This is a genomic window from Paenibacillus sp. MT86 (genome assembly GCF_058792535.1).
The window spans coordinates 1,567,036-1,588,847 of record NZ_CM179499.1 but is presented as its reverse complement, the minus strand read 5'-3'; the positions used below and the strand labels follow the sequence as shown (position 1 = coordinate 1,588,847).

At 52.9% G+C, this 21,812-nt stretch carries 20 protein-coding genes; 2 read left to right on the top strand and 18 right to left on the bottom strand.

Annotated elements, in window-relative coordinates; genetic code table 11:
* Positions 1–278: 278 nt before the first annotated feature.
* The 5 genes from AC3RCL_RS06770 to AC3RCL_RS06750 form a co-directional block, all read right to left on the bottom strand.
* Entirely contained in the window at positions 279–1,079 is an 801-nt protein-coding gene (locus tag AC3RCL_RS06770) for an ABC transporter ATP-binding protein (protein WP_492535001.1), read from the bottom strand.
* Positions 1,066–2,076 (bottom strand): ABC transporter ATP-binding protein, encoded by a 1,011-nt coding sequence (locus tag AC3RCL_RS06765; RefSeq protein ID WP_492535000.1) that lies wholly within the window; start codon positions 2,074–2,076, stop codon positions 1,066–1,068. Before AC3RCL_RS06765 ends, AC3RCL_RS06770 begins: the two co-directional genes overlap by 14 nt.
* A 7-nt stretch (positions 2,077–2,083) precedes the next feature.
* Positions 2,084–2,920: an ABC transporter permease gene (locus AC3RCL_RS06760; RefSeq protein ID WP_009591588.1), complete on the bottom strand. Its 837-nt coding sequence runs from the start codon at positions 2,918–2,920 to the stop codon at positions 2,084–2,086.
* A gap of 1 nt (position 2,921) precedes the next feature.
* On the bottom strand, positions 2,922–3,932 hold the full coding sequence (locus AC3RCL_RS06755; protein ID WP_085981266.1) for an ABC transporter permease: 1,011 nt from the start codon (positions 3,930–3,932) through the stop codon (positions 2,922–2,924).
* A gap of 102 nt (positions 3,933–4,034) precedes the next feature.
* Positions 4,035–5,858, bottom strand: a complete 1,824-nt coding sequence (locus tag AC3RCL_RS06750) for an ABC transporter substrate-binding protein (protein ID WP_145038723.1) — start codon at positions 5,856–5,858, stop codon at positions 4,035–4,037.
* Between the two features lie 246 nt (positions 5,859–6,104).
* On the opposite strand from AC3RCL_RS06750, the gene AC3RCL_RS06745 reads away from it, so the two are divergent.
* A complete protein-coding gene (locus AC3RCL_RS06745) occupies positions 6,105–7,358 on the top strand; it encodes an ATP-binding protein (protein WP_492534998.1) in 1,254 nt (417 codons plus the stop codon).
* Between the two features lie 67 nt (positions 7,359–7,425).
* On the opposite strand, the gene AC3RCL_RS06740 is transcribed toward AC3RCL_RS06745, so the two are convergent.
* Positions 7,426–7,770, bottom strand: a complete 345-nt coding sequence (locus AC3RCL_RS06740) for a hypothetical protein (protein WP_192569423.1) — start codon at positions 7,768–7,770, stop codon at positions 7,426–7,428.
* Between the two features lie 171 nt (positions 7,771–7,941).
* Positions 7,942–9,240, bottom strand: coding sequence for an alpha-glucosidase/alpha-galactosidase (locus AC3RCL_RS06735; protein WP_096775269.1), 1,299 nt, complete (start codon positions 9,238–9,240; stop codon positions 7,942–7,944).
* Positions 9,241–9,431: 191 nt separating this feature from the next.
* Here AC3RCL_RS06735 and AC3RCL_RS06730 point away from each other — a divergent pair, with 191 nt between their 5' ends.
* Positions 9,432–10,316 carry a helix-turn-helix transcriptional regulator gene (locus tag AC3RCL_RS06730; protein WP_492534997.1) on the top strand — a complete coding sequence of 295 codons (885 nt, stop codon included), beginning with the start codon at positions 9,432–9,434 and terminating at the stop codon, positions 10,314–10,316.
* 72 nt (positions 10,317–10,388) lie between these two features.
* Here AC3RCL_RS06730 and pepT read toward each other — a convergent pair whose 3' ends face one another.
* From pepT to AC3RCL_RS06675, 11 genes are all read right to left on the bottom strand, one after another.
* Positions 10,389–11,621 (bottom strand): peptidase T, encoded by a 1,233-nt coding sequence (gene pepT / locus AC3RCL_RS06725; protein WP_213580483.1) that lies wholly within the window; start codon positions 11,619–11,621, stop codon positions 10,389–10,391.
* A gap of 145 nt (positions 11,622–11,766) precedes the next feature.
* A complete protein-coding gene (locus AC3RCL_RS06720; protein WP_096775266.1) occupies positions 11,767–12,603 on the bottom strand; it encodes a MetQ/NlpA family ABC transporter substrate-binding protein in 837 nt (278 codons plus the stop codon).
* Positions 12,604–12,657: 54 nt separating this feature from the next.
* Positions 12,658–13,356: a methionine ABC transporter permease gene (locus tag AC3RCL_RS06715; protein ID WP_015733860.1), complete on the bottom strand. Its 699-nt coding sequence runs from the start codon at positions 13,354–13,356 to the stop codon at positions 12,658–12,660.
* A complete protein-coding gene (locus AC3RCL_RS06710) occupies positions 13,349–14,110 on the bottom strand; it encodes a methionine ABC transporter ATP-binding protein (protein WP_096775265.1) in 762 nt (253 codons plus the stop codon). The genes AC3RCL_RS06715 and AC3RCL_RS06710 overlap by 8 nt, the downstream gene beginning before the upstream one ends.
* A gap of 145 nt (positions 14,111–14,255) precedes the next feature.
* Entirely contained in the window at positions 14,256–16,226 is a 1,971-nt protein-coding gene (locus tag AC3RCL_RS06705; RefSeq protein ID WP_096775264.1) for a tetratricopeptide repeat protein, read from the bottom strand.
* Positions 16,227–16,443: 217 nt separating this feature from the next.
* Positions 16,444–16,944, bottom strand: coding sequence for a DUF3995 domain-containing protein (locus AC3RCL_RS06700; RefSeq protein WP_340964583.1), 501 nt, complete (start codon positions 16,942–16,944; stop codon positions 16,444–16,446).
* 169 nt (positions 16,945–17,113) lie between these two features.
* Positions 17,114–17,788 carry a response regulator transcription factor gene (locus tag AC3RCL_RS06695; RefSeq protein ID WP_192569430.1) on the bottom strand — a complete coding sequence of 225 codons (675 nt, stop codon included), beginning with the start codon at positions 17,786–17,788 and terminating at the stop codon, positions 17,114–17,116.
* A gap of 93 nt (positions 17,789–17,881) precedes the next feature.
* Positions 17,882–18,868, bottom strand: a complete 987-nt coding sequence (locus tag AC3RCL_RS06690; RefSeq protein ID WP_492534994.1) for an ABC transporter ATP-binding protein — start codon at positions 18,866–18,868, stop codon at positions 17,882–17,884.
* Between the two features lie 15 nt (positions 18,869–18,883).
* Entirely contained in the window at positions 18,884–19,684 is an 801-nt protein-coding gene (locus AC3RCL_RS06685) for an ABC transporter permease (RefSeq protein WP_192569432.1), read from the bottom strand.
* Entirely contained in the window at positions 19,681–20,457 is a 777-nt protein-coding gene (locus tag AC3RCL_RS06680; RefSeq protein WP_036662442.1) for an ABC transporter permease, read from the bottom strand. The genes AC3RCL_RS06685 and AC3RCL_RS06680 overlap by 4 nt, the downstream gene beginning before the upstream one ends.
* Before the next feature lie 348 nt (positions 20,458–20,805).
* The gene (locus AC3RCL_RS06675; protein ID WP_213580479.1) at positions 20,806–21,717 is read right to left on the bottom strand and encodes a LysR family transcriptional regulator; all 912 of its coding nucleotides are present in this window, start codon (positions 21,715–21,717) and stop codon (positions 20,806–20,808) included.
* Between the last annotated feature and the right edge of the window lie 95 nt (positions 21,718–21,812).

Here is a 21,812-nt window from a genome sequence, read left to right as displayed (position 1 = left end):
AAGATCAGGGACTAAGAAATTTTATGTCACGTTTCTGAGTGTCATATCTGCGAAAATACACGAAGCGCCAGCGGTCCTATGCAAGTGCATGCCCTATGTGAAAATGGTCGATCGACGTACATGCCAAGATGACAGACTACGTATCAAAGGGAGTTTTATTGCGTGTTCAGGAGGGTAAACCTGTGGAGATACTCCCGTTCCTTGTCTCTTGCCAAAAATAAAAGCTCGAAGCGGTTTCTCGCTTCGAGCGTTCCATAAGCGTTCCATAGCTAACGGCCTTATGCCAAATCCCACTCGGAATGGATCTTGGGCACATCCGATATCAGCTGCTGCGTATACGGATGCTGCGGGTTCAGGATAACCTCTTCCGCCGGTCCGCGCTCCACGACTTTCCCCTGTTCCATAATATACAGCGTATCGCTTACATAATAAGCAAGCCCTACGTCATGGGTTATAAAAATAATCGTCATGTTATTCTCATTCCGCAGCTTCAAGAGCATGTCAAGGATCGTGGACCGCGAGCACGCATCGACCATGGAGGTCGGTTCATCCGCAATAAGCAGCTTCGGATGAAGCATGAAAATCCGGGCGATCATCAGGCGCTGCATCTGCCCGCCGGACAATTCGAACGGATATTTATTGTGCAGCTCTTCGAATTTTAGATTGACGAAGGAACACGCTTCCTTCATCTTGCGGAATTGCTCCTCCTTCGTCAGTTTATCTCCCTGCAGCTTAATGCAGTCGAGCAGCAGCTTCTCCACTTTGTAGAACAGGTTGAACGAAGAGAACGGGTCCTGGAAAATCGCCTGAATGTTCTTCCAATAGCGCTTGCGGTCTCCATGCCGCTTCAGCCGTCTCGGTTTGCCCATATATTCAATCGTCCCGCTGCTCTCTTTCAGCAAGCCCATGATCATTTTTGCCAGCGTCGTTTTGCCGCTTCCGCTCTCGCCGACAATCGATATGATTTCGCCTTCATGAAAGGTAAAGCTGACATCCTCCACGGCGGTTGTCTTCTGCTTCCCGTAACCGAACACCTTCGTGAGATGCTCTCCCCGAATCAGTACGTCATTCCCCTTCATTCGCATACCACTCCTTAAGCACATCAGGCTCCACGATGCACCGATAGATTCGATCCCCCACGGTCCGGCTCGTTATCTTGCCCTTCCGGCAGGCATCCTGCACATAGGAGCAGCGGTCGGCGAACCGGCAGCCCTCCGGCACGTTCTTCAGATTGGGCGGGGTCCCCGGAATGGCGGCAAGCTTATGGCCCTTCATGCCCTCCTCGGGCACGATGATGGAGCCCATCAGCTTTTTCGTATAAGGATGGATCGGGTCAAATATCATTTGCTCCGCGGTTCCCCGCTCCACGATTACCCCCGCGTACATGACGATGATGTCATCCGTTATATGATAGAGCAGCGGCAGCTCGTGCGTGATGAAGACAAGGGATTGGATAAAGCCGCGGTCCAGCAGGCTCTTCAGCAGCTTGATAACCGCTTTCTGCGAGGTTACGTCCAGAGCCGAGGTCGGTTCGTCCGCAATCAGCACTTTCGGATTCAGAATGGTGGAAATCGCGATGACCGTTCTCTGCTTCATGCCCCCCGACAGCTCGTTCGGATAGGAGTTCAGCACCTTGGTCGACAAATTCAAGGTCTCGAACCGCTCCGCCGCCATATCCCACACCTGCTTCTTGTTCAGCTCGGGGCGGTGCTCCTTCATGATATCCTCGATGAATCGAATGATTTTGAGCGTTGGATTCAGGGCATTCATGGCCGCTTGCGGAATATACGATATCTCTCTTCCCGACACCCGGGAACGAAGCTGTTCCTTGCCGAGCTTCATAATGTCCGTGCCGTTGATGACAATCGAGCCGCTGCCGAAATGCAGCGGGGGAAAATAGAATCCCATCAGGCTGAGGGCAAGGGTCGATTTGCCGCAGCCGGATTCGCCGGCAATGCCAAGCGTCTTCCCCTTCTCGAGCGAGAAGCTCACGCCGTCTACGGCATATACATGCTCCTTCAGCCGGGTACGGTAAAAGGTTTTCAATTCGTTAACTTCCAGTATATTTGTGCTCAAGGCCCCATCAGCTCCTAATCTTCGGATTGAATATTTCATCCATGCCGGTGTTCATCATGTACAAGGAGAAGGTGATGATGGCGATGGAAATCGCCGCCGGGATAAAGGCCCACCAGGCCCCGGCAACCGGCGCTTCGAAGACGAGCGCCCAATTCATGATGATGCCGAGGGAAATCGTGTTGTAAGGGCCGAGTCCCAACATCGAGATGGAAGCCTCGGAGAGAATGCCCGATGCCGTCTGCAGCACGAAAGCCATCACGACATAGGAGGCGATGTACGGCAAAATCTCCGAGACAATGATGCGCGGCGTGCTGTACCCGGAAATTTTGGCGATGTTCACGTGATCCCGGTTTCGCAATGAGGAGGTTTGCGCCCTTACGGCCCTGGCCGTCCAGGGCCAGCTGGTGATGCCGATGATGACCGCCGTGACAAACGAGCTGCGCGAATCGATGCTCACCGAGATCAAAATCAGGATGACAAAGGAAGGAATCACGATGAAAATGTTGGTGATCGCGGTCAGCAGATTATCGATCATGCCTCCGATATAACCTGAGGCTAAACCGATCACAAGGCCGATAACGGTAGCAAATACGCCGGCAATCAGCCCCACCTGCAGGGAGGTCCGAATGCCGTAGATCAATTCAAGAAATAAATCCCTGCCGAAGTTATCCGACCCGAGCAGCAGCTTCGAGTCCGGCGGTTGATATGCCAGCGCGATCATTTCCAGCGGGTCATTGCGGTTAAAGAGCGGGTAGATCAGCACCATGCCGATCATGGCCAGCAGCATGCAGGCTCCGAACATAAACTTTGGCGATTTGATCAATATGCGAAAGGAACTGTTCATATTATTGATCCTCCATCTGAGCGGCCTTGATTCTCGGATCGATCCAGCCGTAGATTAAGTCGATCGTAAAGTTGGCCAGCAGCACAGCCAGGGCGATCAAGAGGGTGCAGCCAGAAATTAACGGATAATCGAGCTGACGGATCGCCGTGAACATCCAGGTTCCGATCCCCGGATAACTGAACACGATCTCGCAAATCAGAGAGCCGCCTACCATCGTGCCGATGGATAACGCCAGTCCCGTTATCTGGGGCAGCATGGCATTCCGGAATACATATTTCGCGATCTTGGAATCCCGTATCCCGAGCAGCTTGCTGTACAGAACATAATCCGAATTGAGCTCATAGATGGACATCTCGCGCATGCCGATGGCCTGACCCCCGATGGTCACCAGCACGATCGACAGGAAAGGAAGCGTGTGATGCCGAAGCACCGAAGCGAAGAATTCAAAGCTGAGCGTCGGCACCATCTGATAGTCGTAACCGCCATGCAGCGGAAACCAGTTCAGGGACAGTGCGAACACGTACAGCATGATGATGGCCAGCGTGAAGAACGGAATGGAATTCACGAATAAAGCCACCGGAAAAATCACTTTATCGAACACGCCCTTGCGGTATGCCGCAACGGCGCCCAGCACGTTGCCGATGATCCAGCCAACCAGGATGGCCGGAAGCTGGAGACCGATCGTCCACGGCACTGCCGAGGCCAAAATCTCCGTGACCGGTTTCGGATACAGCCCGAACGAAGTGCCCAGGTTGCCGGTCGCCAAATTTTTCAGATAGATGAAGAATTGTTCCCATAAAGGCTTGTCGATGCCGAACTCCACGAGAAAGGTCTCATAGACCCGCTTGATCGTATCGCTGTCGGTCATCCCCTGCGTCATCTCGGACACGATCATGCTGACCGGATTTCCCTCAATCATCCGGGGCAACAGAAAGTTCAGCGTAACGGCGATTACCAGCGTCAGAAAATACCAGAAGAACTTCTTGACGATATATTTTCCGTAAACACTCAAGCAGCTCACCCCCATGAATCGCACCTTCGAATTTGGTGGAAAAGAGACCTATATCAGGGGTGCTAATCCACCAATACAGGTCTTCGTTCATTGAGTTATACCTCAGTTATGAATCTGATACAGCGACTTGATGCCGGCCCCATCCATTGAAATTTGAGGAGGGATGTTGCTGCCGTCCCCTTCGGTCGGGAAGCCCTTCCAGACCGATTCATTAACCGTATCGAATACCCATGGACGATACATGAGCGGAATCGACGGGATATCCTTCAACCAGATTTGGGTCAGTTCGGTGTAGAGCGCTTTCAATTCGGCTTCGTCCGAAATGGTAGGAATCTTCTCGATGATGGCATCCGCCTGATCGTTCTTGTATCGGCCCCAGTTGTAGAATGCCATTTCGCCCATTGGCGCAACGCCTTTGGAGTACATGATGGTCATGGCGCGGTTCCACGGCTGGCTCGGGCTGACTCCGCCCGCAGGCGTGTTCATGATAATGTCGAACTTGCCGGTCTGAAGATCATTGGTCCATACCGGCGCTTCCGGGAATTTGGTCCGAATCTCGATGCCGATCGCTTTCGCGTTCTGGGCGACGATCTCAAGCGCCGCATTCCAATCCGACCAGCCGTACGGACATTCAATCTCAAACGGACCGAGTCGGGTACCGTTCAGAACGCGGATGCCGTCTTTCCCTTTCGCGGCGCCGATGGAATCGAGCAGCGCATTGGCCGCCTCCACGTCCGTTGTCCACTGGAGCGGTTTGATGGCCGCCTGGTCCACATATTTCGCTTCGGCCTCCGTATTGAGCGTCAATGACGGCTCCATCGGGGCGGAGTAGCCGCTGATGGCCAGCTCCGAGATTTTGCCGTAGTCAATTGCCATGGCAATCGCTCTGCGGACATCCGCATTGTCGAGCCCTTCCTTTGTCATGTTGAAGAAAATCGACGGCATGGAGCCCGGCACATAATAAGGTGCCTCTTTGATATAGGTTTTGACCGGAGCCCCGCCTTCCCACATTTTCCATACCTGCGGAATAAACTGCTGCGATACGTCGACCTGGCCGCTCTTGAACGCCAGATCGCCCGCGGCATTATCTTTATAGATGACATGGGTGATGTACTTTGGAGCCGGCAGCTTGCCGAAGAGCGCCTGGCCCCAGTAGTTATCGTCCCGTATAATCGTGATTTTCTGGTCATTGTAAAAATACATTTTATAAGGCCCCGTTCCGATCGGGTCCTCGTTGACTTCCTTCCGAATGGTGGCAAGGTCGTTATTGGCCTTCTTCTCAACCTCTTCCCAGACATGTTTAGGCAGCATCGGCATGATCTCAATGCTGTCGAGCACCGTCAACTTGTTCGGATTGTCTTTGTTGAGTGTGATGTTCACCGTTTGCGGTCCGTCTGCCGTTACGTCCTCGATGTACGTCCAGAAGCTGCTCCAGTTGATGTCATACTTTTTGCCAAGCTGGTAGGTATAGACGACATCGTCGGAGGTGAACGGCTTGCCGTCGCTCCATTTGGCATCCTGGTTCAGCTCGATCCGCAAGTTGAGATCGTCGGTCCATTCGTACTTGGTCCCAAGCAGCGGCTCTAACTCGCCTGTGAGCTGGTTGACCATAAACAACGTTTCATACACCAGTTCCCTCGAATTTCCGTAGTTGATCGGAAACGCCGGGTTTCCGCTAAGCAGGTTGAAATTCGTGGGCGCTCCCCATTGCAAGCCGTTCACGTAAAGCGTTTCGTTTCTCGGCGTTGCTTTCGCATCGCCCTGCGGTGCCGGTTCTTCGCTTCCTCCGGGCGTCTTAACTTCTTCATTAGGCGGCGGTGTTTCTGATGCTGTCGGCGGCGGCGTTACGCTTTGGCACCCCGCGACAAAAAAAGACGCGGCCAACAATAGAATGAACATGGGTCTCAGAACGGTTTTCAGCTTCACTTGTGAACCCTCCCATTCATGGAAATGTGTTCTCACTTAAGTGCTGAGTATCCGAGTCGAACATCGGTTGTCTGCAAGCGCTTTCTTGATGGATTTATATGTACCTCGGTTCAATCTGAGTACGAATTATTTTTTTTGTCATTTTTATTCAAGCCTCAAGGATTTTTCCATTTGACGTCGAACTTGAATGGACATGGTAATCTAGCGGACGATCCGATACTCTTCAAAGGGGTGGGCCTACTGCCTGTGATCAAAGATGTTTTGCTGCAGCTGTTGTTTGCATTGATGCCTTTTGTTGCATACAACATCTATTACAGAAAACTGACTGTCAACTATTCCCGTAATTTCATCGTTGTCATTTGTTCGCTGTGCATGCTGCTGTCCATGACCTTTGCTTCGTCTGTCCAAAGCGGTCTGATCTTTGACGTACGGTATGTCATTATGTTCTTCGGCATGCTGTTCGGAGGGTTCCTGACAGGGGCAATTCTGCTCGTGGAATTTCTAATCTACAGATTGTACATTGGCGGATCCGGCACGATCGACGCCATTATAATCTTGATCTTTACGTTCCCGCTGTCCGTTCTGCTGTCATTCCTGTATCACCGAAGCAAACACAAATTATGGATCATTTTTATAGCCGGCATCAGCTTCTCGGTCCTTCCGCTCCTGGTGCTCTATATAACCAAGCCCGACTACATCATGAATTACTTTGTTTTTAATATTTTAGCCATGCCGGTTCATAACTCGCTCGGGATATGGCTTCTCGTGACCCTGTTTAACAAGTCCGTATCTGACAAGGAGCTTTATCTGCGGTATATCCAGAATGAAAAAGCCGAAGCCGTGAATCATGTCGCCGCCTCACTTGCCCATGAGGTCCGCAATCCGCTGACGACCGTGCTGGGGTTCCTGCAATTGATCAAAAGCGGCACGTTCCCTCCGGAAAAGACCGAACGATTCCTAGAAATCAGCATGGAGGAAATTCGCCGAACCGAACAGATCTTGTCCGAATACCTCTCGATCAGCAAGCCTCACTTGCCGTTTCAGCAGCGAATCGAGCTTACCGCCCAAATCAAGTCCGTCGTTGAGCTTATGACTTCATATGCCAATATGAGCAACGTCACCCTCAGCACGGACTCTCCCCAGTCGAATCTCTACATTTCGGGGAGTCCCGCAGAGCTCAAGCAGCTGCTGGTCAACTTTATTAAGAATGCGATCGAGGCGTGCAAAGACGTCGACAACGGCATGGTCAACATTACCGTCTATGAAGAAACGGACCAGGTGGCCGTGGAAATCAAGGACAACGGGATCGGCATGACCCCCGAGCAGCTAAGCCGTCTCGGTTCGATCTACTATTCCACCAAAATGAGCGGGACCGGGCTTGGGCTCACCTTCTCCTATCAAGCCATCCGCGCCATGAACGGAAGCGTCTCGGTTCGAAGCTCGCCAAGATCGGGAACCGTGTTTCTCATCACGCTCCCGCGCGCGAAACTGAACCCGTAAGGGATGACGCACGAGGTCCGTTAACGAAAAAGAGAGACGTCTTTCCCAGCGAAAGAGCGTCTCTCTTTTATTGGGCTTGCAGCATAATTTCTTTGGCCTCAAAACTTCTGTTGTTCTTGCTTATGTTCAACGGCTTTTTTAACGTGATGCGGATAAGATCGCCTTCCTTTAGCTCATCCAGCGTGATAGCTCCTCCTCCACTTGCCTTCAGGGAAGTCGATTCGGTGACCAGCACCTCACAGTGGTACCCCTCATCCGTGTGATTCTTCCGGTTACGATTCACTTCGTCGGAGCAGTCCACGGCAATCCTGTCGTCTTCCAGCGAATAAACCGCGGACTCGAACACCGTTACATCACGGGCACATCCTGCCGTAAACAGGAACAGCAGGCACATAAATAGCCTCAGCTTCATACCGCACCCCCATATACCTGCATAAGCAGTTTTCATTAACATAGAGTGACAGGCAAAACGAGTCATCATTAGGTTTAGTGTAACATCGGCCCATCCATTGCGCTTCAAAAAAAAGCAAGGAGCAGGGAGGATCCCCTGCTCCTTGCGTTACTTTCGTTCATCCATTCTTCCTTACTGGTATTTAGGAAGCCAGTCTCCGTGCGCTTCGATCAAGTCGTCGCACAGGCTCTTGATGTCATCCATGGACAATTCGGCTGCCGTATGCGGATCCAGCATCGCCGCATGATAGATATGCTCCTTCTTGCCGGTTGCCGCGGCTTCCAGCGTCAGCAGCTGGGTGTTGATATTGGTGCGGTTCAGCGCGGCACACTGCGGAGGCAGATCGCCAACATAGGTCGGCGTCACGCCGCTGGCATCGACCAGACACGGAACCTCGACGCAGGCTTCCTTCGGAAGGTTCGTGATCAGTCCCGTATTCATCACATTGCCGCCGATTTTGAACGGTTTATTGGTCTCGATTGCTTCCAAAATGTAGGAGGCATATTCATGGGAACGGTTGTGCTTCAGATCCTGGTTGTTGACCAAATCCTCGCGCATCGCCTTCCATCCCTCGATTTGGTTCACGCAGCGCCGCGGGTATTCATCCAGCGGGATGTTAAAGCGTTCGATCAGCTCCGGATAGTTGCGCTTGATGAAATACGGATGATATTCGGCGTTATGCTCGGACGATTCGGTAATGTAGTAACCGAAGTTCAGCATCATCTCGAGACGGACCATATCATGGTGCTTCTCCTTCTGCTTCTCCGCCGCGCGCTTCTTGATTTCCGGATACAGGTCCACGCCGTCCTTCGTTACCTCAAGCAGCCATGCCATATGGTTGATGCCGGCGATTTTGGCCTGCACGCCTTCCTTGTCTATTCCCAAATTATCGAACAGATGCGGGATGCATGCCTGAACGCTGTGGCACAATCCTACGGTTTGCACGCCGCCCAGCGTGTTCATGGCATTGGTCAGCACTGCCATTGGATTCGTATAGTTGAGGAACAAGGCGTTTGGACAAACCTCCCGCATATCAGCCGCGAAATCCAGCATGACCGGGATGGTACGAAGGTTGCGGAATATCCCGCCGATTCCCACGGTGTCCGCTATCGTCTGTCTTAGCCCGTATTTCTTCGGAACCTCGAAGTCCGTGATCGTGCACGGGTCATAGCCTCCAACCTGAATCGCGTTAATGACGTATTTTGCTCCGCGAAGCGCTTCCTTGCGGTCGCCGTATGATTTTACGACACAGGTGCTGCCGCTGGTTTTCTTTATGTTATTCAGCATGTTCTCCGAGTCTTTCAAACGAACGGGGTCAATATCAAACAAAGCAAGTTCAAACCCCTGCAAAGCCGGCGTCTGCATGCAATCACCCAGGACGTTTTTGGCAAATACGGTACTTCCTGCTCCGATGAATGTAATCTTAGACATCAATAAATGCCCTCCTTAAACTCCATAAATTAATACGCTTTCACATGACTAACTATAAGATAATCGGCCTTTTTTGAATATGGAGCAAAACAAGTGCCATATGGACATTTGTCGTGCGATTATGTAATCTAACTCTATCTCATATCCGCTCATCGATCGATTTCGCACACGTTTAAGGAGGAGCCAAAAAGATGTCCATTTTGCCGGACCATACCCTTTACACGATTGGCATGAACCCTTCGCCCGGCGGTCATGACCTGAACATTCTGTTCAGCGGCGAAGGCACGCCCGTACCCCGCCACAAAATCGGGCCCATCATCCATGATTACTGCCTTATTCACACCGTCCTGACAGGCCAAGGCGTGTTCGAATGCGCTGGCACGGTGCATCACTGCCGGGCAGGCGATACCTTCGTGATCCTTCCCGGCGTTCTGTTCAGCTATGAAGCGGACGACCGGAACCCCTGGCACTACAACTGGGTGGCTCTGCAGGAGAAAGGCACGAACCTGCTGCTGGCTGATATGGGCGTTACACCCGTCAGGCCGATTATCCGCTGCACGGAAGAAACCGAACTGAACGCCCTGGCCGAGATGTACCGTCATCTGCGTCTCGGGTTTAACCAATCGGATCACCCTTGGCTGGAGGATCTTCAGGCATCCGGGTGGCTCCGATTGCTGCTCCATAAGCTGGCGATGTTAAACCGCGAGTTTCTTCCGTCGAGCTCCAATGACGTGCCGGATATTGAGCGGGGCGTGAGACAGACGGAGCGCTGGATTTCGACCCAATATCACCAGCAGCTGTCCATAGATCAGATGGCGAAGGCACTCGGCTATCACCGGGCCCATCTGTCCAAGATGTTCAAACAGCATATGGGCCTTTCGCCCATGCAGTACCTCATGAAGGTACGCATCGAGAAGGCCAAAGCACTCATGAGATCGTCCTTCTCCATCCATGAAATTGCCTCCTCCGTCGGTTTCAACGACGCTCTCTATTTCTCCAAGCAGTTCCGCAAATGGACAGGCATGACCCCCAGCGAATATAAGTACAGCCTGGAAAAAAGCTCGAATAAAACATGATCCTGCAAATGAAAAGAGCTCCCGGCATGAATGCCGGGAGCTCTTCTATAAATAACACAACTGCCTTTTAACTTATGCCTGCGCCTCATACAGCTGGACAATCTCGATAATCGTCTGGACGGCCAGTACCATATTGTCGGCGGACACGTATTCATATCGTCCGTGATAGTTTTCCCCGCCCGTAAAAATGTTCGGTGTCGGCAGGCCCATATACGACAGTTGGGAACCGTCGGTCCCCCCGCGGATCGGTTCGATGATCGGCTTGATTCCCAGCTTCTCCATCGCGGTCTGCGCGATGTCGACCACTTCTTTGACCGGCTCGATTTTCTCCCGCATATTGTAATATTGGTCTTTCATCTGAAGCACGATCCGCTCGGCTCCATACTTGTCCTGAAGCTCTTCGACGATGGAAGCCAGCTTGGCTTTCCTGCCTTCGAACAGCTCCCGGTCATGGTCGCGGATAATATAACGAAGCTCGGTCACCTCCACATCGCCTTCGATGGAAGTGAGATGAAAGAAGCCTTCATACCCCTCGGTATGTTCAGGCGCTTCTTCCGCAGGGAGCATGCCGTTCAGCTCCATGGCGATTTTCGCCGCGTTGACCATTTTTCCCTTGGCCGTTCCGGGATGGACGTTCTTGCCTTTGCAAGTCACGAGCGCGGCCGCCGCATTAAAGCTTTCGTATTGCAGCTCTCCCAGCGGCCCCCCGTCCATCGTATACGCGTATTTAGCGCCAAAGGCCTCCACGTCGAATTTATGCGGTCCTCGACCGATCTCTTCGTCGGGCGTGAAGGCCACGCGGATTTTGCCGTGCTTCAGCTCCGGATGCTGGATCAGGTAATTCATCGCCGTCATGATCTCTGCAATGCCCGCTTTATCGTCGGCGCCCAGCAGCGTTGTGCCGTCCGTTGTCACAAGCGTATGTCCTTTGTAACCGCTCAGCTCCGGAAAATCGCGCGGGGAGAGGATCACGTTCTGCGCTTGATTCAAAACGATGTCTTGTCCGTCATATTGTTCAACGATCCGCGGTTTGACGCCGGCACCCGTAAAATCGGTCGCCGTATCGATATGTGCCAAAAAGCCGATGGTCGGGACGGGTTTATCCGTGTTAGCCGGAAGCGTGGCCATCACATAGCCGTTCTCATCCATGGTGACCTCCTGCATGCCGATGCCCTTCAGCTCGTCCACCAGCAGCCGGCCCAGCGTCAGCTGCCCCGGGGTAGAAGGGCAAGTGTGGCTGTTCTCGTCGGATTGCGTATCCATCTGCGCATAGGTAATGAGTCTGTCGATTACTTCTTTTTTCATAAATTCTCAACTCCAATACGTATGGTATGTAAGGTGCACCTCTCAAATCCATCAAGAGTATACCATATTTGCCTGCGCTCAAAAAAATAACCGCTCCCCGAAAACCAGGGGAACGGTCAGGCTATGGCCAAAATGAAACGTTGATTTATTCAAAAGCCGGCAGCGCGATCTCGGAATAGTTCTCCTCGAAGAATTTCTTCACTTCGGGGCTGGTCATCGCCTGGGCGAGCTTTTGAATCGGCTCGGAATCCACGTTATCCTTGCGGGCCACCAGCGTAATGGTGAAATCGGAGTCGTTGCCCTCGGTTACCAGGGCGTCCTTCTTAGGCGTCAGTCCCAACGGTTTGGCATAGGCCGGCGTCATGGCCACCATATCGACGTCGTCGAGGGTGCGGGCCAGCATCAGCAGATCCACCTCGGTGAACTTGTATTGATGCGGGTTCTCGACGATGTCGGCCTGCGTCGCTTGGATGCCGACGCCTTCCTTCAGCTTGATCAGACCGTTCTTCTCAAACATCACCAGGGATCGGCCGATGTTGGAAGGATCGTTGGGAATCGCTATCGTTGCGCCGTCCGGAAGCTCTTCGATGGTTTTGTATTTTTTGGAGTACGCGCCGAAAACGGCATTATAGATCGGCGTGACCGGAACCAGTTCCGACCCGTTGTTCGCATTGTACTCTTCCATGTACGGTACATGCTGGAAGAAATTCGCATCCACCTCTTTATGGGCAAGCGCATTGTTCGGCTGCACATTATCGGACAGAATCCGGATGTCCAGATTGATGCCTTCTTCCTTCAGCATCGGCTTCACCAGCTCTAGCACTTCCGTCATCGGCGGAATGAGCGTTGCGACCTTCAGCGTCACTTCTTCTTTCGCTTCGGGCGCCGCGCTCTCCGGGGCTTCGTCCTTGGCTGGCTGCTGTCCGCAGCCCGCAAGCGCAAGCATGAGGGTCAGCAGAAGCAGCGATAATTTCTTATTCATTTTAGGTTACCTCCAGGTAAAAAATAATCTGTGCAAGCATGTTCAAAACCGCAATTATACTTTTCTTTTGTCCAGCAGCCTGGAAGCCAGGTTCCCGCCGAACTGGATCGATTGTACCAGAATGATCATGATGATGATCGTAAACGTCATGATCTCTTCCTCGAATCGCTGGTACCCGTAGCGGATCGCGAAATCCCCGACGCCGCCCCCGCCCACGATCCCCATGACCGTGGAGTACGAAATAAAACTGATCGTGGAGGTTGTCAGTCCGAGCGCAAGACCCGACCTGGCCTCCACATACAGGAACTTGAATATCATCTGGATCGTGGAGGCCCCCATGGAAGAGGCGGCCTCCATCACTTCCTTCGGCACCTCCAGCAGGGATTGCTCAACCAATCTGGAGTAGTAGGCAACCGCTACGACGGATAGCGGCACGGCAGCGGCCACCGTGCCGAGCGATGTACCGACAATCCACCTTGTGACCGGAATCATGGCAACGACAAGCAGCAGAAACGGAAATGACCGTATAACATTGACCAGAGCATTCAGAATGGAGAACAATAGCCGGTTCTCATACTGCTGTCCTTTTCGGCACAGAAATAGCAGTGTTCCGACCGGAAGACCCAGTATTATAGCGGCAGCAATCGAAATGCCCACCATAATGAACGTCTCGCCGATCGCCCGCCATATTTCATGCTGATACTGGAGGACATAGGCCAAATAATCGTTCACGTATTGAATGATGTCATTCATAGAAGCCCAGTCCCCCCGTTTCTTCAGCACCGTTAGTTGGAGTTCCGGTACCTCGAGGCACCTCTCCATCCTGTTGGCGATTACGGTACGTTCGGGTCAAGCGGCCGTCCTCCATCACGGACACATGGTCGCAAATGCCGTTCACCACGTCCATTTCGTGCGAGACGATGACGATCGTAACCCCCAGCGTCCGGTTAATATGTCTTAACACATCCAGAATATCCGCCGTCGTCCGCGGATCCAGGGAAGACGTAGGCTCGTCGCACAGCAAGACGGTCGGCGAATTGGCCAAAGCTCTGGCAATCGCTACCCGCTGCTTCTGGCCGCCGCTAAGCTGAGCAGGATATGACTTCGCTTTATCCTCCAGCCCGACAAAGCGCAGGACCTCCTGAACGCGCTCCGCACGGGCAGACTTCGGTACCTTTGCCAGCTCAAGCGGCAGGGACACGTTGCCCCATACCGTCCGGTTGCTGACCAGTTGGAACAGCTGAAAGATCATGCCGATGGACCTTCTTGCCTCCCGAAGCTCCCTGCCGCCAAGGGCGGTCAGCTCCCGTCCATTCACCGAGACTATGCCGGCGTCCGGTCTCTCCAGTACGTTCATGATGCGCAGCAGCGTCGATTTACCGGCTCCGCTGGCGCCGATGATGCCGTGTATGCTGCCCTCTTCAATATCGAGAGAGACGGCATCGATTGCCAGGTAACGGTCCGCGCCGTTGCCATAGCTTTTACTGACCTCTTGCAGCGAGATCATCCTAAAATCCCCCTCCTTGCCACATGAAGAAAGCCCGCGTGGCGATACCGCCTGCGAGCACATGATGCTGCAACAACAATTGAATCATACCATAATTTTAGACAAAATGTGACACCCCTTGCCCACTGCCAGAAAGTGCATGCTCTCAAGATAAATAAAGCTGATGTCCATACATGCCCGTTAAGCGTTCAACCGCCTTATCCAGCAAACCTTCCTCAAAACCCTCAAGGCCTTCGATGGCTTGAATTTTCTCCGCAGCCGGCATCTCCTTCTGAAGATGCAAACTCCAGTTCACGATCGCCTGCACCGCATCTTCATGCTCAAACTGGCCGTAATAGATATGCGCTTTGTACAGATAGCTTTCGGCATGCTCCGGCACCACCTTCAGCACCTCGTCAAATGCAGCCAATGCCGCATCTTCGTCCTGATCCTTGTAATAAATCTGCCCCAGCCTGAAATATGCCCCGGGGTGACCCGGCGAAAGCTCCAGCACTTGCAGCGTATCCTCCTTCGCGCGCGCGTAGTCTCCCATCGAATAATAAATTCCGCTTCGCAGGCTGTACAGGCTTCCCTGCCCCGGGTTCAAGCTGAGCCCCTGAGCGCAGTCCGCCAGTCCCCGCTCGAGCTGGCCGGTCTCCACGAAGCAAACGGCGCGGAATTCATAGAATCGCGGGTTGGACGGATGCGCTTGAATCGCCTGGGAATACGCATCGATGGCAAGGTCCCACATGCCCATCTCCTTGTAAATATGACCGCTGGCCGCCAGGTACGTCGGGTGCTCCGAGAAGGCTTCCTCCTGCTTAACCGCTTCCTGCAGCTCCAGCAGCGCTTCCTCGTTGCGTCCTTGAAGATAGAGCACGTAGCTGAGCTTGTTGCGGATCTCGGTCCCGTCCTGGAGCGCGGCCGCTTCCTTCAAAGCCTGCTCCGCAGACGGCAGATCGTTCATCTCCATATAAATATCGGCACGCTGAACATAATTGGGCGCGTCATCATGCTCAAGCTTAAGCAGCTTGTCATTGATCGCCAGCGCCTCCTCCTGGCGACCCAGCCGGTAGTAGCAGTCGGCCATCCAGTAGCAAGCCAGCGGAGAATCCGGCTGTCTCGCATACAGCTTCGAAATCAGCTCGAAGGCTTCCTCTTCCCGGGCATCCTCGCGGTAGATACGGGCCAAATCGAAATAAGCGCGGTAATCGTCCGGTTCCGCCTCGATCGCCCACTCCAAATCGGCTTTGGCCGCAGCTTTGCTGCCGGACCGGTTCAAGACCTCCGCCCTCTTTAAGTAAAGCTCGTACGTATCCGGATACCGTTCAATGGCCTCCGACAGATAGTGCTCGGCCTGCCCCAAATCCCCCAGCTGCACGTACAGATCCGCCATGGGCTTCCGGAAGGAATACGCCTCGCGCGCTTGCCGCTGAAACGTCTGGAATGCGCCATAGCTGTAGTTGGTGCTTCCCGCGAACAGCGCATATCCGCCATCCGCTTCCGCTTCATACCGGTCAGCCAGCTGGATTCCCTCCTGCAGGACGCCCACGGCTTCCTGCACATGATCCATCAGATCCAGCGACACCGACAGCATGTAGTAATACATCGGAATGGCGCGCTCCGGCTTCTGGATGCTTAAACGAAAATAGCGCGCCGCTTCCGCCGGATTCCCGCTCTCGTAATAAGCCATGCCCAGTTCATAGTAGGTCGAAATTACCGTGCTGTCGTCCTCCCGCTTGATGCTTTCCTTAAGATCCCGAATCGCCTCGTCGTACTGGTTCAAATCCTTGTGCGCAATGCCCCGGGTATACCAATTCATATAATTGTCCGCATTCAATCGAATCGCTTCATCCAAATCCTCGATGGCCTCGCGCTCCCGGTTCAGCTCCCGCAGAATATGGGCGCGCCGCTCGTACGCGCGATGGCTGCCGCTCGTTTCGATCACGCGTCCCAGATAAGCCACGGCCTCATCCGAATAGCCGCTGTTGTGCAGCAGTTCCGCATAGTGCAGCTTGTCATTAAAACTTGTAATGGCGCTTTCGCCTTTTCTCATATATTTAAGGGCTTGCTCAAAATCCCGCTTCTTCCTGTAATGGTTCCCGATACGGAACCAGATCCGCTTCATCAACTTCATGGTGGCTCATCCTTTGTATGTAGATGTTATTCTTGGGTTTCTTGGGCTCCTATGATTAGAGCCGGGGCAGCTTTCGCCTTATCTCTATATTATACTTCCTCTATGTCCATTTGCACCCAAATTAAAGAGGAACCTCCTGCAGGCTCCTCTTTCGGTGTGTATCCTATTATATTGTATAAAGATACCAAAAATGTGCAATCCAAAATATTACTTCCGATTATTTAGTGAAATGCTCTTCCATTTTGCGCCATCGGGTTTTTCCGGCATGGTATGCAGCAATGCCTAGCGAAATTCCCCAGACCAGAAAGAGCGCATACCAGAAGTATCCCCACGCCGCCATGGGGCTTGCATCTTGAGCAGCGTGCATCGGGGCCGACTGAACGCGTCCAACCGCTAACAGATACTGCAGGGCGAAATAGATAAATCCCCATAATGACAACAACACCGAACCGGCTGTTGCCGGAACAACTAACATCCATTTCGGCAGTCGTCTCCCCCAAGGCCTGGCGAAAGCAAGCGCGAAGACGGCAGCCAACATAGCGATGGTTCCCATTCCCCAGTAGCCGATCGCATGTGACCAAAAATCATCCGGCGTCTCCTGGAAATCCCCGGGGAATGCAAACCCGAAGCCAAGCCCCCACCAATAATGGGGAAGGGCATACAGCACAGCAGCAATGCAAGCAACAACCCCCGCTTTTTTCATTCTTGATTCATTCATTTCATCACCTCAAGCTCATCATACCTATCTAAAGAGAGCATTAAGTTGACTCGAAGTTTAAGTTTCGTTTAAATTTCCGCCCAAACCATAGCTGAGGTGCGGCTAAGAATGGACTTCACTTCCCATTGCAAGTTCATTTCCTTTGTCTGAATAAGCGAGCGACCCACATTCATGAGCACACCCGGTATCCGACCCCCCGGATCGTTTCTATAATTTGAGGAGAGCTTGAATCGATCTCGATCTTCTCCCGTAAATGGCGAATATGCACCATAAGCGATTTGTCGCCATGAATATACGGTTCCCTCCATACGGCCTCGTAGATTTGCTTTTGGGTCAATATTTGATTCAAATGATCGATTAAATACATGAAAATGTGAAATTGCTTGCCCGTAAGAACGATTTCATCCATCGTTTCCGTATTTAATATACGGTTCGTTCTCCGGTCAATATTTAAATGCTTCACCTGGAGGTTATCCGAAGCCATTGAACCAGAACGTCTTAACAGCACCTGAATGCGCGCAGCCAGCTCGTCGGGATGAAACGGCTTGGTCATGTAATCGTCGGCAAAGGACAGCCCTTGCAGTTTATCCTCCATTGACGTTCTGGCAGTCAGCATTAAGATCGGTACATCCGGACGGCGCTGCTTGAACCGCTGTCCGATCGTATAGCCATCCAATCCTGGGATCATGATGTCCAGTATGACCAGGCTGCACGTTTCAAAAGATTCCATAGCATCATGGCCTGAAGTCCTCCAGATCACTTTATAGCCAAGTTCGATTAAAAAATCTTTGGACCAAGCGCCGATCTCCTTATCGTCTTCTATGTATAAAATAGTAAAACTCATCGTCTGTGTTTGACTCCTTATGAGGGATATACTGGTAGTTTAGCATATTGGAGTGAAACGAGGGCTCCTATTTGAAGCCCTCTCTTGATTTAGTCAGTATACCTTATGAATCACGTCTTCAAAATCGGGATCTTCCATATCGATATCATCCAGCTCGCCCCAGCGGCCCAGCTCTTTAAAAATATCAAGCGTGTTCATCTCGCGGCGGTTCACCTCAATCGTGACGGTGTTATCCAGAGAACCTGTCACGCGGATCGGGACGGAAAGATTGCCTTCCCCCTGAAACTGCTCAGGGATAACAAAAGGTCCGCGGAAGGTCACGGTGATGACCGTAGGCAGCCCGATCGTCTCGCGCAGGGACTTCACCGTTCCATCATAGGAAAGCTCGCCGTTGTTAATGACCATTACGCGATTGCAGAGCTGTTCGATATCGTCCATGTCATGCGTCGTGAGCAGGATGGTCTTGCCGAATTGCTCGTTGACCAGCTTGAGAAAATGGCGGATGTTCCGCTTGGCGTTCACGTCCAGGCCGATCGTCGGCTCATCCAGGAACAGCACGTCCGGATCATGCAGCATCGCGGCCGCGAGGTCTGCGCGCATGCGCTGCCCGAGCGACAGCTTGCGCACAGGCGTTTCCCAGAACGCCCGTAAATCCAGAAGTTCGGCAAACTGTCCGAGTCTGCGCTCCTTGTCCGCCTGATCCACGCAGTACATTTTCGCCAAAATATCGTAGGAATCCTTCACCGGCAAGTCCCACCACAGCTGGCTGCGCTGACCGAATACGACGCCTAGATTGTTCACCACGCTGCGCCGTTCCTTGTGCGGATTCAAACCTCCGATCGATACGTGGCCCGAGGTCGGGTGGAGAATGCCGGTCAGCATTTTGATCGTTGTGGATTTGCCGGCGCCGTTCGGACCGATGTAACCGACGAATTCCCCCGGCTCCACTTGAAAGCTGATCCCCTTCACGGCTTCCTTCGTCCGGTATTCTCTCGTAAACAGGGTTCGCAGACCGGAGAAGCGCCCCTCCTTCACGACCGGCGTTTTGAACTCCTTGCGTATGTTGCTCACTTCAATCATGGACGCATTCCTCCTTTAGCTCCCTGTACTTTGATATTTCGTCAAACCAAACTGCCAGAACCTCAGGCTTAAACCGAGACATAACAGGGCCGCTCCAGCCAACGCAGGCAGCACCCAGGCTCCGAGCTCGCCCCGCAGTATGTATAGCGATGGGACATAATTGACCAAACCGACCGGGACCACGATCAGCAGGATCGACGACATCCATTTGGGATACAGCGTGAGCGGATACTGGGCCGCCGTCCGGGCTGCGTCCTCCGTCAGGTTCTGAAGCTCGGTGATCCGGGTCGTCCAAAAACCGAAGGTTGCGGTCGCAAGGCCGATCGAGAACAGGATGACGGCACCCGTGACGATAATGTACAGCGATTGCGGCACCGCGCTCCATCCCACCTGACCTGCCGCCATCATGCCATGCAGCGACCACCAGAGCAGAAAGCCGCCCTGCAGCACTTCGCCCAGCATGATCCGGAATTTCTGCGGCATGAGCGCCAGCAGCACCGGCATGGGACGGGTCAGCAGCTGGTCAAGCTCCCCGTTGACCAGATATCTCTCAAGATGATGCACTTCATCCCCAAACGTCCGGTAGAGCGTCTTCGACAGCGTCATGACGGCAAACAAATACCCGATTTCATGCATGGACCAGCCCTGAATGGCTCCAAACTTGTAGAGGACGATGGCGACCATGAGAAACTCGGAAATTTGGATCAATGCGGCAAGAAACGAAGCCAGGATGAAATTGAATTTGTACTGCATGCGGCTTTTGATGCTCGTACGGATCAGCAGCGCATACAGGGATAGCCAGGATCTCGCGGTCATCCTCCCTGCACCTCCACTTTCCGCCTTAGGAATCCGGTAGCCAGCAGGCTTGCCAGCGTCAGCAGCACGCACCATGACAACGTGCCCCACAGATGGGAAACGTCATCGAAGCCCAAATAGATCCGGGTCGGCACATAGAGCAGATACGGATACGGCGACCACCAGGCAATCGCCTGAAGCCAGCCCGGCAGCCATTCGATGGGAATGAAGAAACCGGCTAGGAGATTGATCATCGCGTGGTTGCCCCAATACAACCAAGACGATTCCGTTGTCCATAATGCCGATGCGCCGATGAGATAGTTGATGCAAATCGATAAGTAGGCGGCGCCTGCGAGCGCAATGGCAACGTAGAGGAAGGTGACTGCTTTTCCAGGCAGCTGCAGTGAGAAGGCAAAATAATACACCAGGTAGATCGGGATTGATTTGTAAACGAATTGGTAGGCGATTTGACCCCATTCCTTGGCCATCAAATGACTGAACAAATGAACGGGGCGCATCAAATCCAGGGAGATATGGCCGGTTCGCACGGCTTGGGGGATGCCGAGGCCATTCGTGACGAAACTGGAAACCCAGAGCGCGGCTTGCGTAAAGGCGATGTAGCCGACCATTCCCTGCGTTCCGTAATCTCCGAGCGCGTAATCGGCGCCGAGACCGAGCCAGATACAGGCATACATGAAGCCGAACATCGCACTGGCGACATTGTGCACCATGTGGGCGCCGCGGTACTGCAAATTGCGGGCATAGGCTTTGGAAGCCAATGTGAAATAAAGCATGAAGCACCTCCGATAAGCATTTTAGATGGCGGACCCATCCACTTCAGACAAGGCGAAAATGAGAGAAGGACAATAGCATACCAGAACGTTCCATTTCAGGCAAGGATTTTTTCGCAAGGGATATCAAGTGAATATCAGGCGGAAGTTCCGGCGTTAAAAAGAAGCCTTCTTCTCCCTAAGCCGGTTGAGAACAAACGTCAAGGGCGTGCGAAGACCTCATCGTCATGAAGAGTAACCAACGGGCGTGGCAATCTACTTCTCCCTGTTCTTTGGTCTAAAAAACGGTATGAAGGGAATGCTCGGCTTATGTAGAAGGGAGGCGGCCGGACAGAAAAAAGACGTGATTTGTCAGATCACGTCTTTATGCTTCATCGGCTCCTGAAACTCGCCGAAATAGTCTACCAGGAATGACTGGAACTCCGTTGCGGCCTTGGACAAGTAGCGCCGCTCCAGCCAAGCTATGGTAAAGGTGCGGTAGCAGGAAGGCTTCTCGATGCGCACCATCGCGTACGGGGGCATGTCGTCCCCTTTGCATCCGGGTACAAATGCGGCTCCAAGCCCGGCCGATACGAGGCTGGACAATGCCGCCGGCTCATCGACTTCACATACGACTTCCCGGCTGATCCCGGCCAATCGGCAAAACTCTTCGTTCATTTTACGAAACGGATGGCCTGCCTTGTACTCGATGAAGGCATCCCCCGCCACCTCCTGAAGGGAAATGCGGGACCGTCCCGCCAATCGATGGCCGTGAGGCACCGCCAGGAACACCTCCGCATGGAGGACCGGAATCTCCCGAATGTGGTCTTCGTCCAGGGCCGCCGCGGTAAAGCACAGATCGATTTCTCCGTTTTCCAGCATCTGCACCATCTCCATCGTGGAGTCGGGCGGAATCTGAATGATGCGAAAATTCACGTCAGGATATCGCGCGCGGAAAGCGCCCAGGGCTTTGGACAGCCGGGGCAATGCCGTCGTTGCTATGCGGATGCTCCCCCGCTCCATGCCTGCCAAATCGGACACTTCCCTCCTGCCTTCCTCTAGGGCCGATAACGCCGTATCGACGCTTTTCAGAAAAGCCTTCCCGAATGAATTGAGCTTAATTTGCCGGCTCTGCCGATCAAACAGAGGCACCCCCAAATCTTCCTCCAAGCGGGCAATCGTCTTGCTGAGCGCAGGCTGGGCAATGCGAAGTTCCTTCGCGGCCTTGGTCATATGCTCCATTCGGGCCACCGTCTGAAAATAATGCAGCTGAAGCAGTTCCATGGGGTTCTTCCTCCTTTATTGATATCCTTGAGTATATGAATGCATGTCATAATATATATTTTAATTTATTAACTATCGATTGTAGAATAAATCGT

Coding starts and splice junctions, on each gene's coding strand:
- AC3RCL_RS06685 (WP_192569432.1), bottom strand. CDS start 19,684: ATGACCGCGAGATCCTGGCTATCCCTGTATGCGCTGCTGATCCGTACG.
- AC3RCL_RS06705 (WP_096775264.1), bottom strand. CDS start 16,226: ATGAAGTTGATGAAGCGGATCTGGTTCCGTATCGGGAACCATTACAGG.
- AC3RCL_RS06710 (WP_096775265.1), bottom strand. CDS start 14,110: ATGATCTCGCTGCAAGAGGTCAGTAAAAGCTATGGCAACGGCGCGGAC.
- AC3RCL_RS06700 (WP_340964583.1), bottom strand. CDS start 16,944: ATGAATGAATCAAGAATGAAAAAAGCGGGGGTTGTTGCTTGCATTGCT.
- AC3RCL_RS06695 (WP_192569430.1), bottom strand. CDS start 17,788: ATGAGTTTTACTATTTTATACATAGAAGACGATAAGGAGATCGGCGCT.
- AC3RCL_RS06740 (WP_192569423.1), bottom strand. CDS start 7,770: ATGAAGCTGAGGCTATTTATGTGCCTGCTGTTCCTGTTTACGGCAGGA.
- pepT (WP_213580483.1), bottom strand. CDS start 11,621: ATGAAAAAAGAAGTAATCGACAGACTCATTACCTATGCGCAGATGGAT.
- AC3RCL_RS06680 (WP_036662442.1), bottom strand. CDS start 20,457: ATGCTTTATTTCACATTGGCTTCCAAAGCCTATGCCCGCAATTTGCAG.
- AC3RCL_RS06715 (WP_015733860.1), bottom strand. CDS start 13,356: ATGAATGACATCATTCAATACGTGAACGATTATTTGGCCTATGTCCTC.
- AC3RCL_RS06760 (WP_009591588.1), bottom strand. CDS start 2,920: ATGAACAGTTCCTTTCGCATATTGATCAAATCGCCAAAGTTTATGTTC.
- AC3RCL_RS06730 (WP_492534997.1), top strand. CDS start 9,432: ATGTCCATTTTGCCGGACCATACCCTTTACACGATTGGCATGAACCCT.
- AC3RCL_RS06690 (WP_492534994.1), bottom strand. CDS start 18,868: ATGATTGAAGTGAGCAACATACGCAAGGAGTTCAAAACGCCGGTCGTG.
- AC3RCL_RS06770 (WP_492535001.1), bottom strand. CDS start 1,079: ATGAAGGGGAATGACGTACTGATTCGGGGAGAGCATCTCACGAAGGTG.
- AC3RCL_RS06720 (WP_096775266.1), bottom strand. CDS start 12,603: ATGAATAAGAAATTATCGCTGCTTCTGCTGACCCTCATGCTTGCGCTT.
- AC3RCL_RS06735 (WP_096775269.1), bottom strand. CDS start 9,240: ATGTCTAAGATTACATTCATCGGAGCAGGAAGTACCGTATTTGCCAAA.
- AC3RCL_RS06675 (WP_213580479.1), bottom strand. CDS start 21,717: ATGGAACTGCTTCAGCTGCATTATTTTCAGACGGTGGCCCGAATGGAG.